This is a genomic window from Streptomyces sp. NPDC092296, assembly GCF_044755465.1.
Taxonomy (GTDB): domain Bacteria; phylum Actinomycetota; class Actinomycetes; order Streptomycetales; family Streptomycetaceae; genus Peterkaempfera.
Map to the genome: position 1 here is coordinate 90216 of NZ_JBIVRB010000006.1, position 17957 is coordinate 108172.

Consider the following 17957-nt stretch of genomic DNA (forward strand, 5'->3'; position numbering starts at 1 on the left):
GGGGGCGGTTCCCGCGGTGCGCGCGGTCGCCGCGGTGGGTGTCGTGGCGTGGGGCGGCTGGCCAGGGCGCGGGCCCCCCCCGCCCCGGGGGGGGCCCCGGGGGGGGGGGGGGGGCGGCCGGGTCGGTCGGGTTGTGCGGGCGGGCCGGTCGTTCAGAGCAGTCCGGCGATGGCGGGTGGGATGAACAGGTGGCGGGCGCGGTGCTCCAGGACGAAGACATCGGTGGCCCGCCGGGTGTCGGAGAGGCATCTGTCGCAGCTCGGGTCGACATCGGGCACGTCGGCCGCGTGGGTGCTGGCGATGTGGTGGGCGAGCCGGATCTGCGTGCTGACCACGCTGTCCATCGGGTCGTAGTCGACCCCTGGCCCACCGGCCGCTCGGGCGGCCTCCACCACCTCGGGGGCCCGCTTCATCGCCCGGTACAGCTCGGTGCACTTCTCGCAGCCCCACATCCAGGAGGGCGGCAGCGGCCACTCGTCAGCGGCGTCCGGGTCCTTGGCATTCATGCCGAACAGCGTAGTGACGGCGGTCCGGCCAGGCCGCCGGATCGACCGGGACGCCGCCATCGTGTACGCCCGGACCTGCCTCCGGTACGCCTCGGACCGCCTGCGGTGCGGCCGTATCCGCCGGGTCCGGTCGCCCGGCCCCGCACCGCCGCCGTCCGAAGTCCCGTGCCCGGCAGCGAGGTTGACGCCAGGTGAGGCGAGCAGTGCACGAATTGCCCGGACAGTGCCCCGTTCCCGGGGCGGCGCCGGTGGATTGCCCCGCTGATAAGTCATGTCCATGTTAATAATTGCCCACCGCAGCCGCGCCGTTCTGGTGCACCCGGTTCTCGCGGTTGCCCTCCGATGCATTGACAGCGAGATCCACCGCTGCTGAAATGGCGATGCCTTCGGGGATGATCCTTTCGGGGTCCACTGGGAGCGCTCCCACCTGCTGCTTCCTCCCCCTTCCGTGTGTCGACGCGCGGCCGCAGTTCCGCTTCGGCTCCGCGTTCGGCATCGCACGCCCTTTTCCGGTTTCGACGGCATGAATTCGCTCCACCGCACCGCGCAAGGAGAATCGCCCATGCATGTCCCGTCTGTCCGCAGCCTTGCCGCAGACTGCGGAGACCGCCGATGAACCCGACCGAGAAGGACGTCGTACGAATCTGGACCGAGGTGGTCGGCACGGCGCCCGCCACCCTGGACACCGACTTCTTCGACGCCGGGGGCACCTCCCTCGCGCTGGTCCGCTTCCTCGCCGGAGTGCAGGACCGCTACGACGTGGAGCTGCCGGTGGACCGGCTGTTCACCGAGGGCTTCAGCGCGGCCGGAGCGGCGGCGGCGGTGGAGGAGCTGCTGCGCGACAGCGTCGACCCGGCCGAACTGGCCGCGCTGTCGGCCGAGTTGGACGGGCTCAGCGACGAGGAGATCCGCCTGCTGCTGGCCGAGGAGTCGTAGTCCGCTGATGGGTGTCTTCCTGCTGGTGACCCATGGCAGCGACGGCGATGTGCTGCCCTTCGTCGGCCTCGGCGGCGCGCTGGTGCGGGCCGGGCACCGGGCGGTGCTGCTGACCCACGCCCCCTACCGCGACGCGGCCGCCGCCGCGGGCCTGGGCTTCGCGGCGATCGACGACGAGACCGCCTTCGAACGGACCCTGGTGGACACCACCGCGCTGGCCGGCGGCGCGGGCGGCGGCCTGTCCTGGGACGCCTTCTACCGCCGCAACGGCATGTTCGACCAGATCGCCGCCGAGTGCGCCCTGCTGCGCACCCTGCACCGCCCCGGGGAGACCGTGCTGGTCGGACGGCACACCTCCGCCGTCTCGGTCCGCTTCGCCGCCGAGACCCTGGGCGCCCCGGCGGCCTGGGTCGCGCTGGCGCCCACCCAGCTGATGGCCGTGCCGGTCGCCGCGCACACCTACGCCACCGAGCTGGGCGACGGCTTCGCCGAGGTACGGCTGCGGCTCGGCCTGCCGCCGCTGCGCGACTGGCGGCGCTGGTTCGCCGGCGCCGACGCCGAGATCGGCCTGTGGCCGCAGTGGTTCGACGCGGCCGGGCACCGCTGCGCCGACCGGGTCGCGCTGACCGGCTTCCCGCTGGCGGACGGCGACGCCGAGGTGCTCGGCGCCCGGAGCGCCACCGGCGGCGCCGACCCGCTGGCCGGGCTGTTCGACGCCGGGGTCCGCCCGGTGGTGGCCACCGGCGGCACCGGCCGGATGCTGGACCCGGCCTACTACCCGGCCCTGGTCGAGGCGGTCGGTGAGACGGGCCTGCCGACGCTGCTGGTCGTACGCCACCGCGACCTGCTGCCCGACCGCCTGCCGGGCACGGTGCGCTGGAGCCCCGGGCTGCCGTTCGCCGCCGTACTGCCCCGGGCCGCCGCGCTGGTCCACCACGGCGGCATCGGCACCTGCGCTCGGGCGCTGGCCGCCGGAACCCCGCAGGTGCTGATGGCCGACGGCATCGACCGGCCCGACAACGCCGACCGGCTGGCCCGGCTCGGGCTGGCCCGTACGGTCCCCGTCGGACAGTGGCGCACCGGAGCGCTCGCCGCCCGGATTCGCGCCGCCGCCGCCGACACCGGCTACCCGGCCCGCGCGCGGGCGGTCACCGGCGACCCGGACGGCCGGGCGGCGGCGGACGCGGCGGCCGACCGGCTCACCGCACTGCTGGCCGACGGCCCCCGTACGGCGGACCGCCCACCGGCGGACCGGCTGCGCGGGCTCACCGCCGCCGAGGTGGCCCGGCTGCGCGAACGGCTGCGGCGGCGCCCGCCCGCAGCGGCGCGACCGGACCCCGGCCAGGCGCCCCGGCCGCAGGGAGGCGACCGGTGAAGATCCTGCTGGCCCAGAACCTCATCCACCTCCCCTCACACGGCGGCGCCAACCGCTCCAACCGGCTGCTGCTGGAGCAACTGGCCGCCGACGGCCACAGCTGCCATGTCGTCGGCCCGCTGACCGGCGCCCTGGCCACCCACACCCCCGCCACCGCCGCCCCCCACACCGCCGCCCCCCACACGCCCGCCGGGCCCGGCACGCCCGACGCCGATCCGGCGGTCGCGGCCCTGCGCGCCCGGGGCGCGGTGCTGCTGGCGGACGACCCGGACGCCGTCGTCTACCGCCACCGGGGCGTCACCGTGCACGCCGTACGCTCCGCACGGCTGCTGCCCGGCCGCATCCGGGCCGTCGCGGCCGAGCTGGACCCGGACCGCACCCTGGTCCCCAGCGACGACCCGGGGCTGGTGGCGCTGAGCGCCGCGCTGGCCGCCACCCCCGGCCGGGTGGTGTACCTGGTCCACACCCTCCAGCAGCTGCCCTTCGGCCCGGGGGCCTTCTACCCCAGCGAGGCCGGCACCCGGATGGTCCGGCGCGCCGCCGGGGTCCTCGCGGTGAGCCGGGCCGCCCAGGAGTACGTCCGCGCCCACGCGGGCCTGTCCGCGCACCTGATCCACCCGCAGGTCTACGGACCGGGCCCGTTCCCGGCGCGCGGAGCCTTCGGCCGGGGCGCGGTGACCATGGTCAACCCCTGCGGCTACAAGGGCCTGCCCATCCTGCTCGGCCTGGCCGACACCCTGCCCGACGTACCGTTCCTCGCCGTACCGACCTGGGGCACCGAACCCGAGGAGCTGGCCGAACTGCGGCGGCGCCCCAACATCACGCTCACCGACCCGGTGGACGACATCGACGAACTGCTGCGCTGCACCAGCGTGCTGCTGATGCCCTCGCTGTGGGACGAAACCTTCGGGTACAGCTGCGTGGAAGCGATGCTGCGCGGCATCCCCGTGCTGGCCTCGGCGCTCGGCGGGCTGGTGGAGGCCAAACTCGGCGTGCCCGGTTCGCTGCCGGTCCGCCCGGTGACCGGCTACGCCGCCCGCGCCGGGCAGGCCCGCCCCACGCCGCTGCTGCCCCCGCAGGACCTGGCGCCCTGGCGGGCGGCCCTGCTGGCGCTGCTGACCGACCCCGACCACTACCGCGACCAGGCCGAGGCGTCCCGGGCGGCGGCGGGCGCCTTCGTCGCGGGCATCGACCCCGGCGCCTTCGGCCGCTGGCTGGCGGAGCTGGCCGTCGACGCCCCGCCGCGGCCCGCCGCCGAAGGGCCCCTGGACCGGGCGGCGGCGCTGCGGCTGCTCGCCGCCCGGCGGGCCGCCCGCCGCCCGGCCCCGGCCGCACCCGACCGAGAGGAACCCCAGCCGTGCTGAACCCCGTGGCGCCCCCGGCGGCCCCACCCGAGCACAGCCCCGCCGACCGGGACCTGGAACTGCTGCTGGGCATCCGCCACTTCGAGCAGGCCCTGCTGCGGCTGTACGGCGAGGGCCGGATCAGCGGCACCACCCACACCTGCCTGGGCCAGGAGTACATCCCGGTGGCGCTGGCCCCGCTGCTGGACCCGGACGACTTCGTGTTCAGCAACCACCGGGGCCACGGCCACTACCTGGCGCTGACCGGCGACGCGGAGGGCCTGCTCGCGGAGGTCATGGGCCGGGCCGGGGCGGTCTGCGGCGGGGTCGGCGGCAGCCAGCACCTGTTCACCGGCCGCTATCTGTCCACCGGAGTGCAGGGCGAGAGCCTGCCGGTCGCCGTCGGCGCGGCCCTGCGCTGCGCCCGGCAGGGCAGCGGCGCGCTGGCCCTGGCCTTCGTCGGTGACGGCACCTGGGGCGAGGGCGCGGTCTACGAGGCGCTGAACATGGCGGTGCTGTGGCGGCTGCCGCTGGTGGTCGTGGTGGAGAACAACGGCATCGCCCAGTCCACCCCGACCGGCGCGCAGCTGGCCGGCACCATCCGGGGCCGCGCGGCGGCGTTCGGCGCCGCCTACCACCACTCGGACCGCGACGAGGTGCCGCTGCTGCGGGCGGAGCTGGCCCCGCTGCTGGAGCGGGTGCGCGCGGGCGGCGGACCGCTGGTGGTGGAGCTGGAGACCTACCGGCTGGGGCCGCACAGCAAGGGCGACGACACCCGGCCGGCGGCTGAGCTGGCCGCCGTGCGGGCCCGCGACTGGTACGCCAGGTACGCGGCCGCCTTCCCGGAGCGGTTCCGGGAGTGCGACCGGCGGCAGGCGGCCCGGGTGGAGCGGCTGGTGGCCGAGGTGTCGGCCCGGCCGCCGTGCGACGGCCGGGCGGCCGGGCAGCCGCCCGGCCCGCGGCCCGCCCCCGAGCGGCCCGCCCCCCGGCCGGTGGCCGAACCGGGCCCGGCGGACGGCGCCGCCCCCCGCGAGCGGGTCGCGGAGAACCTCAACCGCGCCCTGCACCGGCTGCTGGCCGACGACCCCTCGGTGCACCTGCTGGGCGAGGACGTCACCGACCCGTACGGCGGCGCCTTCGGGATCACCCGCGGCCTCTCCACCCGCTTCGGTGACCGGGTGCGCTCCACACCGCTGAGCGAGGGCGCCATCGCGGGCGCCGGGGCGGGGCTCGCCCTGGCGGGGGAGAAGGCCGTGGTGGAGATGATGTTCGGCGACTTCGTCACCCTGGCCTTCGACCAACTGGTCAACTTCGCCGCCAAGTCGGTGACCATGTACGGGCGCCGGGTGGAGCTGCCGCTGCTGGTCCGCTGCCCGGTCGGCGGCCGGCGCGGCTACGGCCCCACCCACAGCCAGAGCCCGCAGAAGCACCTGCTGGGCGTGCCCGACCTGGCGCTGTACGAGCTGACGCCGTTCCATGACGCGGTGCCGCTGCTGGCCCACGCCCTGGCGACCCGGGCACCGGCGGTGCTCTTCGAGGACAAGATCCTCTACACCGCGCGCCGGTACACCGCCGGAGTCGTCGACGAGGTGCTGCGCTACCGCCTCGCGGGCGCCGAACCGGGCGTCGCCGTGGTGGGGCCCGACGGGGTCGACGCCTTCGACGCGGTGCTGATCGCCCCCGGCGGGATGGCGCACCGCGCGGTCGAGGCGGTACGCACCCTGCTGCTGGAGGACGAGCTCTGCTGCCGGCTGCTGGTACCGGCCCGGCTGTACCCGCAGGACCCCGCCGAACTGGCCGCGCTCTGCGGCGGCGCCGCCGTGGTGCTGGTACTGGAGGACGGCACCCCCGGCGGCAGCTGGGGCGCCGAGGTCGCCCACCGCCTCTATCCGCAGCTGTGGCCGACGCTGCGCGCACCCATCGGGGTGCTGAGCGCGGCGGACCGGGTGATCCCGGCCGCCCCGCATCTGGAGGACGAGGTGTTCGTACAGGCGCAGGACATCCGACAGGCCGTCGTCGACCGGGTACGGGCGGCGGCGTCGGGCTACCGAGGGGAGCAGCCGGCGTGACCGAGTACCGGATGCCGAAGGTCAACAACAACGACGCGGTCTACGTCCTGCTGGAGTGGGCCGTCCCGGACGGCGGCAAGGCCGCCGCGGGCGAACCGCTGCTGGAGGTGGAGACCTCCAAGGCCGTCGAGGAACTGCTCGCCCCGCAGGACGGGCTGCTCGAACAGCTCGCGGAGCCGGGCCGGGAGTACCCGCCGGGGGCACTGCTCGCCCGGCTGCACCCGGACGCCGGAGCGCTGGAAGCCGCCAGGCAGGCGGCCGGGACCGAGACGCCCGATGCCGCCGGTCCATCGCCGCAGAGCGCCGCCGGCCCGGTGGTGACCGCCCCCGCCAGGGCCCTGCTGGCCGAACTGGGCATCCCCGAGGCGGAGGTGCGGGCACTGGGCGTACCGCTGGTGCGGCGCGCCGAGGTCGAGCAGCTGGCCGCCGCCCGGAGCGGCGCCGCAGCGCCGTCGGCCCCGGCCGCCGCCCGGCAAGGCGCCGAGCCGGCCGCCGAAGCGGAGCCGCCCGGCACCGTGGTGACACCGCTGTCCCGGGTGCAGCGCGCCGTCGCCGCGACCGTCACCGCCTCGCACCGCGAAGTCCCGCCCGCCTTCACCGCCGTGGAGGTCGACGTCACCGACGCGCTGGCCGTCACCCGCGCGCTCAGCACCGAACTGGGCACCCTGGTCGGCCTGCCCGAGCTGACGCTCGCCGCCCTCGCCGCCCGCCGCGCCGCCGACCCGGCCTGCTTCGGCTCGCTCACCGGCGACGGCACCGCCGTCCGGCTGGTCCCCGGCGCCCACATCGGAGTGACCTTCGACCTCGGCGGCGGACTGTACGTCCCCGTCGTCCGGGACGCGGACCGCACCGGCCTCGGCGAACTGGCCCGCACCCTGCTGCGCCACCGGATGGCGGCCCTGCGCGGCGCCTTCCGCGACGCCGACCTCCAGGGCGCCAACATCACCCTCACCCTGCACACCGACCCGGGGATCGCCTTCGCCGTGCCGATCGTCTTCCCCGGCCAGGCGTGCGCCCTGTCGCTGGCCGCGCCCCGGGCGGTGGCCGTGCCGGACGGGAACGGCGGATTCCGCGCCCGGCAGCTGGTCCACCTCGGCGCGGCCTTCGACCACCGGCTGGTCAACGGCCGCGAGGTGGTGGCGCTGCTGCGCGGCGTCAAGGAACTGCTGGAGGAGCCGAGACGGCTCACCGAGGAGGACGAGTGAGCATCACGGAGACCTCGGCCGACCGGCAGCAGCTGGCACTGCGGCTGCTGGCCGCCCGCCGGCGGGCGGCGGCCGGCGCGGCGGGCATCCCCAGGGTGCCCCGCGACGGTACGCCGCTGGAGTGCTCGGCGGAGCAGCGGCGGCTCTGGCTGGCCGAACAGGTCGCCGGACCCGCCGCCGCACCCCCGGTCACCGCCGGGCTGGCACTGCACGGGCCGCTGGACCGCACCCGGCTGACCACGGCGCTGGCCGCCGTGGTCGACCGCCACCCGGTGCTGCGCACCCGCTTCGCGGCCGACGGCGGCGAACCCGTCCAACTGCTGCCCGAAGCACCCCTGACGGCCGATCAGGCCGAGGCGCTGCTCGACTGGACGGACCTGACGCCCTTCCCGGAGCCGGAGCGGGAGCCGCTGGCCCAGGGGCTCGCCGTGGAGGCCGGCGGCCACCGCTTCGACCTGGCGGCCGGACCGCTGCTGCGGCTGACCGTCCTGCGGCTGGCCCCCGACGAGCACCGGCTGCTGCTGATCTGCCATCACATCGCCGCCGACGCGCACTCAGCGGCCGTCCTGCTGGAGCAGCTGGCGGCGGCCCACCGCGACCCGTCCGCCGCGCGGGAGACCACGCCGTCCGTCCCGGACTACGCCGACTACGCCGCCTGGTCGCGCCGCCGCCTGGAGCGGGTGCTGCCGGAGCGGCTGGCCTACTGGCGGCACCGGATGGCCGGCGCCGCCCCGCTGGCCGAACCGGACCTGGCGCCGCCGCGCCGCCCCGACCGGGTGGGCGGCCGCCGCACCGGCACGGCCGTCGCCCGGATCGACGCGCCGACGCTGGAACGGCTGCGCGCGGTCGGCGGCAGCGCCCCGCTGACCGCCCACACGGCACTGCTCGCCGGGTTCGCCGTGCTGCTGGCCCGCTGCGCCGGCACCCGGGAGGTGGTGGTGGGCGCGGCCTCCGGCGCCCGGCCGCACCCCGACCTCGACCAGGTGGTGGGCTGCTTCACCGACCTGCTGCCGCTGCGCGTCCCGCTCACCGACGGCCCCGACTACCGCACGCTCGCCCTGCGGGTCCGCGACACCCTGGCGGCGGCCCTCGCGCACGCCGCGCCGTTCGACCGGATCGTCTCGGCGGCGGCGCCCCGGCGGGCGCCCGGGGTGCATCCGCTGTTCCAGGTGCTCTTCGTGGAACGCGAGGAGGGCGCGGCGGTCCTGCCGGGCGGACCGGACACCGGCTGGGGGCCCGGACTGGACGCCCGGCCGTGGGGACGGGAGGTCGACGGCACCGCCTACGACCTGACCCTGGCCGCCACCACCGGCCCGGACGGCGCCGAACTGGTGCTGACCTACCCCCGGGACCGCTTCGCCCGCGCCGCCGCCACCGCGTTCGCCGGGGAACTGGCCGAGCTGCTGGCACTGCTCGCCCAGCGCCCCGACGCCCCCGTGGACACGCTGCGCACCGCCGAGACCTGGCGGGCCGCCACCCGGCCGCACCCGGCCCCCCGCCCCGCCCCCCGCCCCGCGCCCGGCGGCGAAGCCGGCACCGCGCCCCCGGGGGCCGGGCCGGTCGCGGAGCTGCGCGCGCTGTGGAGCGAGGTGCTGGGCCGGGCGGCGGTCGGCGACCACGACGACCTCTTCGCGCTGGGCGGCGACTCGCTGGCCGTGGTCCGCATCGCCGCCCGGATCGAGGAGCGCTTCGGCGCCGCCGTACCCGCGCGGCTCTTCTTCGACACCCCCACCCCGGCCGGCTTCGGCGCCGCCCTGGCCCGGCTCATCGAGGAGCAGCAGCATGCCTGACCGCGAGTACCCGCTGACGCCCGGCCAGGAGCGCATGTGGTTCCTCCAGCGCCTCGACCCGGAGGACACCTCGGAGAACCTGGCCACCATCCGCACGCTGACCGGCCCGCTGGACCTGCCCGCCCTGCGGCGGGCGGTCGACGCGGTGGTGGCCCGGCACGAGCCGCTGCGGACGGTCTTCACCGAGGTGGACGGCGCACCGGTGCAGCGGGTCGCGGAACGGGCCCGCGTCGAGCCGGCCGTGTACGACCTGCGGGGCGGCCCCGACCCCGAGGCCGCCGCACTGCGGGCGGCCCGGCTGCGCGGCGCCGAGCCCTACCCGCTGGAGCGCGGGCCGCTGCTGCGGGTCGAGCTGTACCGCACCGGCGAGCAGCAGTGGGTACTGCTGGTCGGCGCCCACCACCTGGTCTCCGACGGCTGGTCGATCCAGCTGCTGCTGGACGAGCTGGCCGCCGGCTACGCGGCGGCGCTGGACGGCGGGCAGCCGGACCTGCCGCCGCTGACCGGCGGCTACGGCGACCATGTGATGTGGCAGCGGGCGCGGGCGGCCGGCCCGGCGGCGGACCGGGCGCTGGCGTACTGGAGCGCCGAGCTGGCCGCGCTGCCCGGCCCCGGGCTGCCGCCCGGCCCGGCGCCGGCGGCGCCCGGTGCGCCGCCGGTGGTCCGGGCCCGGGTGCCCGGCGAACTGGCCGAGGCGGTGGCGGAGCTGGCCCGGGGGAGGGGCTGCACCCCCTTCATGGCCTGGCTGGCGCTGTACCAGCTGCTGATCGGCCGGCACACCCGGCAGCGGGACGTCGTCGTCGGGACGCCCACCGCCGGCCGGGAGCGGCCGGAGGACGAGCCGCTGGTCGGCTGCTTCACGGCGGTGCTGCCGCTCCGCGCCGACCTGGGCGACGGCGTCACCTTCCACGGCCTGCTCGACCGGGCCCGTACGGCGGTCACCGGGGCGCTGACCCACCCCCAGGTCCCGTACGAGCGGCTGCTCGGCGTGCTCGGCACGGCGCGGGAGGCCGGGCAGCGGCAGCTGTTCCGCTCCTGGTTCAACCTGCACACCGAGGCCGGGCCCCGGCCGGGCGCGGACCGCCCGGCCGGCGGGCTGCGGCTGGAGCCGGTGCCGAGCGACCCGCCGCCGACCCCCTTCGACACCTCGCTGGACGCCTGGCCCGGCGCCGACGGCCTCGACCTGGTGCTCACCTGCGACCCGGCGGTGCTGGACACCGCCGGGGCGCAGGCGCTGCTGGACCGGCTGCCGCTGCTGGCCCGCGCCGCCGTGGCCCGGCCGGAGCTGCCGGTGGACGAGCTGCCGCTGCTGGCCCCCGGCGAGCGCGGCGCCCTGCTGCACGGCCCGGCCGCCGACCCGGACGACCCGCAGGACGGCCCGGCGGACGGCCCGGCGGACGGCACGGTGCCGGTGATGCTGCTGCGGCAGGCGGAGCGGACGCCCGACGCCCCGGCCGTCGAACACGGCGACCGTATCCTGACGTACCGTCAACTACTGGCCGCCGCAGAGCAGACCGCCGCCCGCCTGGCCGAGGTGGGAGCGCTCCCGGGCCGACCGGTCGGCCTGTACGGCCGCAGCTCGCCCGAGGTGCTGGCCGGCATGTGGGGCATCCTGCTGGCCGGCTGCGGCTATCTGCCGCTGGACCCCGAGCTGCCCCCGCAGCGGCTGCGGGCGATGCTCCGCGAAGCGGGAGCCACCGCCGTCGCCGCCGAATCCGGAGCCGCACCCCAGGACACCGGCCTGCCCACCGTCGCCCTGCCCCCCGTCGCCCTGCCCACCGTCGGCGGCCCGGCGACCACCACCACCGGCGACCGGCCCGCACCCGCCCCGGCCGACCTCGCCTACGTCCTGCACACCTCCGGCTCCACCGGCGAACCCAAGGCCGTCGCCGTCCCGCACCGCGCGCTGGCCGCCCGGGTCCGCTGGATGCGCCGCAGCTACCGGCTCGCCCCCGGCGACCGGGTACTCCAGTTCGCCTCACTCGGCTTCGACACCCACGTCGAGGAGGTCTTCCCCGCCCTGACCAGCGGCGCGACGGTGGTGCTGCCACCCGTCCCCGCCGCCCAGCTGCTGGACTGGCTCGGCACCCCCGCAGGCCGCCGCCTCACCGTCCTGGACCTCCCCACCGCCTACTGGGCGGAGCTGGTCGCCGCCGCCGAGACGGTGCCCTGGCCGCCCGCGCTGCGCCTGGTGGTGCTCGGCGGCGACCAGCTGCCCGCCCCCGCCGTGGCCGCCTGGCGGCAGCGGTTCGGCGACCGGGTCGAGCTGTGGAACACCTACGGCCCGACCGAGGCGACCGTCATCGCCACCGCCGCCCCGGTCGGCCCCGCCGACGCAGCGGGCCGCCCCGGCATCGGACGCCCGCTCACCGAGACCGGCGCCTACGTCCTCGACCCGGCAGGACACCCGGTACCGCCCGGCGTACCCGGCGAACTCTGGCTCTCCGGCGCCGGCCTCGCGGACGGCTACCTCGGCCGGCCCGAACTCACCGCCGAACGCTTCACCCCCGACCCGTACACCCCGCACGGCGGCCCGATGTACCGCACCGGCGACCTCGCCCGGCTGCGCCCCGACGGCACCCTGGAGTTCCTCGGCCGGGCCGACCGCCAGCTCAAGGTACGCGGCCACCGCGTCGAACCCGCCGAGGTGGAGGCCGCCCTGCTGCGCCACCCCGAGGTCGGCCAAGCCGTGGTCGACCTGCACGACGACCAGGGCCGGCAGACGCTCGCCGCCTGGGTCGCCCCCCGGGGCGCCGACACCCCCGACCCCGGGGCGCTCCGCCGCCACCTGCGCGAACTGCTGCCCGCCCACCTGGTGCCCGACACCTGCGTCGTCCTGGACCGGATGCCGCTCACCGTACGCGGCAAGCCCGACCGGGCCGCACTGCCCGCCCCCAGCACCCGGCCGGACACCGGCGACCGGCCCGCACCCCGCGTCGAGCCGCGCACCGACGCCGAACACCTGGTCGCCGAGGTGTGGGCCGAGGTGCTGGGCCTGCCCGCCGTCGGGGCGCTGGACGACTTCTTCGCCCTGGGCGGCCACTCGCTGCTCGCCACCCGGGTGGTCGCCCGGCTGCGGGCCGCCCTCGGTCTGGAACTGCCGGTACGGACCCTGTTCACCGCACCGACCGTGGCCGGCACCGCCGCCGCCGTGGAGGACCTGCTGCTCGCCGACATCGACACGCTGAGTGACGCCGAGGTCGCGGCCCTGATCGAGGAAGGGGACCCGGCCCGATGACCACCACCGCCGACCCGTCCAGCCAGCACGCCCCGTCCAGCCCACACCCCCCGGCGGCCCCGCCGCCCGACCCGGCCGCCGCCCGCGCCGAACTGCTGGCCCGCCGACTGCGCCGGGCCAGGACCGCCCCCGCTGCCGCTACCATCCCGCGCCGCCCCGAGGGCACCGCCCCGCCGCTCTCCTTCGCCCAGGAGCGGCTCTGGTTCATGGACCAGTTCGTCCCCGACAGCACCGCCTACACCATCCCCCAGGTGGTGCGGCTGCGCGGCGCACTGGACCGCGCCCGGCTGGCCAGGGCCCTGGACCGGGTCGTCGCCCGCCAGGAGAGCCTGCGGATGCGCTTCCCCGCCGACCCGGACGGCACCCCCCACGTCCAGGTCGACCCGGACGGCGGCGTCACCCTGGGCCAACGCGTCCCCGACCCCGCCCTCGGCCCCGCCGAACGCGACGAACTGCTCGCCCGCTGGGTGGCCGAGGAGACCGCCCGGACCTTCGACCTCGCCCACGGCCCGCTGCTGCACGCCTGCCTGCTGCACGCCGGCCCGGCCGACCGGGACGACGACCACGTCCTGGTCCTGGTGCACCACCACATCGCCTCCGACGGCTGGTCCAGCGAACTCTTCCTGCGCGACCTGCTCACCGCCTACCGCGAGGACCGGACCGACGACCTGGCCACCGAACCCGCCGTCCGCTACGGCGACTTCGCCGCCTGGCAGCGCGAGCGCTACCAGGGCGCCGTACGGCAGGCCGACCTCGACCACTGGCGCGGCCGACTGGCCGGAGTGCCGCCGCTGGACCTGCCCACCGACCTGCCGCGCCCCGCCGAACCGAGCCTGCGCGGCGCCGGCCAGGGCCTGGCGCTCGACCCCGAACTGAGCCGCGCCCTGCTGGCCCTCGGCGCCGCCCACGGCGCCACCCCCTACATGACCCTGCTCGCCGCCTACCAGGCCCTGCTCGCCCGCTGGTGCGGACAGCAGGACTTCGCGATCGGCTCCACCGTCGCCGGGCGCACCCTCCCCGAACTGGAACCGCTGGTCGGCCTGTTCGCCAACGTCCTCGCGCTGCGCGCCGACGTCTCCGGCGACCCCGGCTTCACCACCCTGCTCGGCCGGGTCCGGGACCGCTTCCTGGCGGACCTGGCCCACCAGGAGATGCCGTTCGAGCAGCTGGTCGGCGAACTGGCGCTGCCCCGCGACCCCAGCCGCACCCCCGTCTTCCAGACGTCCTTCACCCTGCTCAACTACGACCGCGCCGAGGAGAGCGCCGGGCCCGCCGACGGCCCGAGCGCCGAGCACTTCCCGGTCGAGATCCGCTCCACCCGCTTCGACCTGGAGCTGTACCTGCGGCAGACCCCCGAGGGCCTGCACGGCTTCTTCACCTACAGCACCGACCTGTTCCACCCCGAGACGGCCGCCCGGCTGGCCGTCCTGTTCGAACGGCTGCTGCGGCAGATCGTGCGCCACCCCGAACGCCCCCTCTCCCGGCTGGACCTGCTGGACGCGGCCGAGCGGCACACCGTCCTGGCGGAGTGGAACGACACCGCCCTGGACATCGGCGCCCCCGACACCCTGCACGGCCCCTTCGAGGAGCGGGCGGCCCGCACCCCCGACGCGGTCTGCCTGGTGGTCGACGCCCCCGCCGACGGCCTGCCCGCCACCGAGGTCACGTACGGTCAGCTGAACCGCCGCGCCGAAGCGCTGGCCCGCCGGCTGCGCCGCGCCGGAGTCGGCCCGGACACCCTGGTGGCCGTCTGCGCCGAACGCTCCGCCGAACTCGTCGCCGCCCTGCTGGCCGTGCTCAAGGCCGCCGGCGCCTATCTGCCACTGGACCCGGACCACCCCGCCGACCGGCTGGCCGGGCTGCTGGCCGACGCCACCCCCGCCGTCCTGCTGGTCCAGGACGCCGTACGCCGCCGCCTCCCCGCCGCCCTCCCCGACGGCACCGCCGTCTGGAGCCTGGACGACCCCGCCCTCTGGGAGCCCGCAGACCCGGCCGACCTCGCAGAGCCCGCCGAGCCGCCGGTGCGCCCCGGGCCGGACGACGCCGCGTACGTCATCTTCACCTCCGGCTCCACCGGCCGCCCCAAGGGCGTCGTCTGCACCCACCGGGGCATCCACAACCGGCTCGACTGGATGCAGCGCAGCTATCCGATCGGCCCCGAGGACACCGTCCTCCAGAAGACCCCGACCGGCTTCGACGTCTCGGTCTGGGAGCTGTTCTGGCCGCTGCGCGAGGGAGCCAGGCTGGTCCTGGCCCGCCCCGGCGGCCACCGGGACGGCGGCTACCTGCGCGACGCCGTCATCCGGCACTCCGTCACCACCACGCACTTCGTCCCCTCCATGCTCGCGGTCTTCCTCGCCGAGGACGGCATCGAGCGGTGCACCACCCTGCGGCAGATGATGTGCAGCGGCGAGGAACTCCCCGCCGACCTCGCCCGGCGGCTGCTCGCCCGGCTGGACGGCTGCGCGCTGCACAACCTGTACGGCCCCACCGAGGCGTCCGTGGACTGCACCGCCTGGACCTGCACCCCGCAGGCACTGGCCGGCCTGCCCCGCACCCCGATCGGCCGGCCGATCCAGAACATGCGGGTCTACCTGCTGGACCAGCACGGCGAACCCGTCCCGGCCGGCTTCCCCGGCGAACTGCACATCGCCGGCCCCGGCGTCGCCCGGGGCTACCTGGGCCGCCCGCAGCTCACCGCCGAGCGGTTCCGTGCCGACCCCTGGGGCCCGCCCGGCGCCCGGATGTACGCCAGCGGCGACCTCGCCCGCCACCGCCCGGACGGCACCCTGGAGTACCTGGGCCGCACCGACCAGCAGGTCAAACTGCACGGCCTGCGGATCGAACCCGGCGAGATCGAGGCCGCCCTGCGCGCGCTGCCCGGCGTCCGCGACGCCGCCGTGGTGGTCCGCGAGGACCGCCCAGGCGACCGCCGGCTGGTCGCCTACACCGTCCCGGCCGCCGACACCCCCGCCGACACCGCCGCAGACACCGCGCCCGACACCATGCCCGACGCCGCCGAACTGCGCGAGGGCCTGCGCCGCACCCTGCCGGACTCGATGCTCCCGTCCGCCTACGTCCCCCTCGCGGCCCTGCCGCTCGGCCCCAACGGCAAGCTGGACCGCAGGGCACTGCCCGCCCCGACCCGGGCCCCCGCCGCCGGCGGCGCCGAGCCCGCCACCGACGCCGAACGCGCGGTCGCGGCCGTCTGGGCGGAGATCCTCGATGTGCCGACCCCCGGCCGGGACGACGACTTCTTCGCCCTCGGCGGGCACTCGCTGCTCGGCATCCGGGCCGTCGCCAAGCTGCGCAAGGCACTGCCCGACGCCGGCGCGATCTCCCTGATGGACCTGTTCAAGCACCCGACGGTACGGGGCCTCGCCGCACTGCTGGACACCCCGGCCGCCGAACGCGCCCCCGCCCGCCTGCTCCACGAACTGACCCCCGACCAGCCCGCGGCCGGCCGCACCCTGACCCTGGTCTGCGTCCCCTACGGCGGCGGCAGCGCCGCCGTGTACCAGCCGCTCGCCGACGCCCTGCCGGCCGGCCACGCGCTGTTCGCGCTGGCCGGCACGGGCGAGGAGATGGGCCTGGAAGGGCGCCGCGCCGCGCTGCCCGACCTGGTCGAGGCCGCCGTCGCGGAGATCACCGAACGCGTCACCGGCCCGCTCGTCCTCTACGGCCACTGCGCCATCGGCGGCGCGCTGGCCGTCGCCCTGGCCCGCGCCCTGGAGGCGGCCGGGCGGCCCGTCGAGGCGGTCTACACCGGAGGGATCTTCCCCTTCGCCCGCCCGCGCGGGCCGGTGGTCCGGCTGCTGGCCGCACTGGAGCGGTTCGGCAGCGACCGCCGCTACCGCAACTGGCTGATCTCCCTGGGCCTCGGACTGGACGAGGTCGACCCCGCCCAGGCACGCCGGATGGTCCGCGACCTGCGCACCGACAACATCGAGGCCGAGGAGTACTTCACCGATCTGCTGAGCCGCCGGGTCCCGCCGCTGGCCGCGCCCGTGGTCTCGGTGGTCGGGGAGCGCGACGACATCACCGCCTTCCACGAGGAGCGGTTCCGCGAGTGGCACTTCGTCACCGGCACCACCGCCCTGGTGGTGCTGGACGAGGCCGGCCACTACTTCCTCAAGTACCGCGCCGCCGAACTGGCCGCCATCGTCACCCGCGTCCACCCGGCCCTGGCCGCAGGCGAAGACCCGGCCGCCTCGCCACTGCCGGTCCCGCCGGGCCACGCCTGGCGGCTGGCGGACGTCTCGCACTCCGCCCCGGAGCCGCCACCGTCGGCGGCGCCGCCCGCCGCCGCGCCGCGCGCCCCCGAGCCCAGCATGCCGCGCTTCCTCGCCGTCGCGGCCGGCCAACTGGTCTCCATGACCGGATCGGCCATGACCGAGTTCGCCCTGCCGCTGTGGATCTACCTCACCAGCGACTCCCTGCTGCAACTCGCCCTGCTCGCCTCCCTCGGCCTGGTACCGGGGCTGCTGACCGCCCCGCTGGCCGGCGCGGTCGCCGACCGGTTCAGCCGCCGCAAGGTGATGATGGCGGCCGACGCCGCCGCCGGGCTCGTCCAGGGCGCCATGCTGCTCCTGCTGCTCGCCGGCGCACTCGGCAGACCCGCCGTCTACCTGCTGATGACCCTGCTCTCGGTAGCGCTCACCTTCCAGCGGATCGCCTACTCCTCGGCCGTACCGCAACTCGCGCCCAAGCGCTTCCTCGGCCACGCCAACGGACTGGTGCAGGCCGGCAGCGGCGTCGTCCAGTTCGCCGTACCCCTGCTCGCCACCGCCGCCCTGGCCACCGTCGGCCTGCGCGGCATCCTGCTGGCGGACGTGTGCAGCTACGTCGTCGCCATCGCGGTCACCGGCGCGCTGCGCTTCCCCGAACGGCTGGGCCACAAGCGGCGCGAGACCGTCGGAGCGGAGATCCGGGCCGGCTTCCGACTGGCCATGGGCACCCCCGGCTTCCGCGCCATGCTGCTGTTCTTCGCCGCCACCAACCTGCTGCTCGGACCGCTGTTCATCTTCTTCCAGCCGCTGGTCCTGGGCTTCGGCACCCTGGCGGACGTCGCCCGGGTCTCGCTGGCGGGCGGCGCCGGGATCGCACTCGGCGGCCTGGTGATGGCCCTGTGGGGCGGCCCGACGCGGCGGCGGATGCACGGCGTGCTGCTGTCCTTCGTCCTGCTCGCGGTCGGCTGCCTGGTCACCGGGCTGCGGCCGTCGGTGGCCGTGACGGCGGCCGGCGTGCTCACCATGTTCCTCGGCAACACTGTCTCTATATAAAGCAAAGCGGCCCCGGTGAACGCCGAGGCCGCCGCCCGTCTTTGCGGAGACGGTGGGCGGCGGCCTCGGGCTGGGCGCACTGGATCGAGCCAGTGACGCCCAGTCTACGCGGGGGGAGTCCCCCCGGCTCGGCTGATCTTCCTGCGTAGCGGGCACAAGATCAAGAGTTTTCCCTGATCAGGTGCAGACTTGCCGACATCTGCACTCCAGCGT

9 protein-coding genes are annotated in these 17957 nt (G+C 76.7%); 8 read left to right on the forward strand and 1 reads right to left on the reverse strand.

The annotated features are described in order from the left end of the window. Nucleotides 1–152 precede the first annotated feature (152 nt). The gene (locus tag ACIQGZ_RS16805) at nucleotides 153–506 is read right to left on the reverse strand and encodes a hypothetical protein (RefSeq protein WP_402602512.1); all 354 of its coding nucleotides are present in this window, start codon (nucleotides 504–506) and stop codon (nucleotides 153–155) included. A gap of 612 nt (nucleotides 507–1118) precedes the next feature. On the opposite strand from ACIQGZ_RS16805, the gene ACIQGZ_RS16810 reads away from it, so the two are divergent. From ACIQGZ_RS16810 to ACIQGZ_RS16845, 8 genes are read left to right on the forward strand one after another with little or no spacing between them, the layout of a single operon-like run. Continuing rightward, the gene (locus tag ACIQGZ_RS16810) at nucleotides 1119–1442 is read left to right on the forward strand and encodes an acyl carrier protein (RefSeq protein WP_402602513.1); all 324 of its coding nucleotides are present in this window, start codon (nucleotides 1119–1121) and stop codon (nucleotides 1440–1442) included. Nucleotides 1443–1449: 7 nt separating this feature from the next. Continuing rightward, nucleotides 1450–2817 carry a glycosyltransferase gene (locus tag ACIQGZ_RS16815; protein WP_402602514.1) on the forward strand — a complete coding sequence of 456 codons (1368 nt, stop codon included), beginning with the start codon at nucleotides 1450–1452 and terminating at the stop codon, nucleotides 2815–2817. Continuing rightward, nucleotides 2814–4181, forward strand: a complete 1368-nt coding sequence (locus tag ACIQGZ_RS16820) for a glycosyltransferase family 4 protein (protein ID WP_402602515.1) — start codon at nucleotides 2814–2816, stop codon at nucleotides 4179–4181. Before ACIQGZ_RS16815 ends, ACIQGZ_RS16820 begins: the two co-directional genes overlap by 4 nt. Beyond that, on the forward strand, nucleotides 4175–6229 hold the full coding sequence (locus ACIQGZ_RS16825) for a thiamine pyrophosphate-dependent enzyme (protein ID WP_402602517.1): 2055 nt from the start codon (nucleotides 4175–4177) through the stop codon (nucleotides 6227–6229). Before ACIQGZ_RS16820 ends, ACIQGZ_RS16825 begins: the two co-directional genes overlap by 7 nt. Then, entirely contained in the window at nucleotides 6226–7434 is a 1209-nt protein-coding gene (locus tag ACIQGZ_RS16830; protein WP_402602518.1) for a 2-oxo acid dehydrogenase subunit E2, read from the forward strand. Before ACIQGZ_RS16825 ends, ACIQGZ_RS16830 begins: the two co-directional genes overlap by 4 nt. Continuing rightward, nucleotides 7431–9224 carry a condensation domain-containing protein gene (locus ACIQGZ_RS16835; RefSeq protein ID WP_402602519.1) on the forward strand — a complete coding sequence of 598 codons (1794 nt, stop codon included), beginning with the start codon at nucleotides 7431–7433 and terminating at the stop codon, nucleotides 9222–9224. Before ACIQGZ_RS16830 ends, ACIQGZ_RS16835 begins: the two co-directional genes overlap by 4 nt. After that, nucleotides 9217–12462 carry an amino acid adenylation domain-containing protein gene (locus ACIQGZ_RS16840; protein ID WP_402602521.1) on the forward strand — a complete coding sequence of 1082 codons (3246 nt, stop codon included), beginning with the start codon at nucleotides 9217–9219 and terminating at the stop codon, nucleotides 12460–12462. Before ACIQGZ_RS16835 ends, ACIQGZ_RS16840 begins: the two co-directional genes overlap by 8 nt. Further along, nucleotides 12459–17744, forward strand: coding sequence for an amino acid adenylation domain-containing protein (locus ACIQGZ_RS16845; protein WP_402602523.1), 5286 nt, complete (start codon nucleotides 12459–12461; stop codon nucleotides 17742–17744). Before ACIQGZ_RS16840 ends, ACIQGZ_RS16845 begins: the two co-directional genes overlap by 4 nt. The last annotated feature ends 213 nt before the right edge of the window (nucleotides 17745–17957 follow it).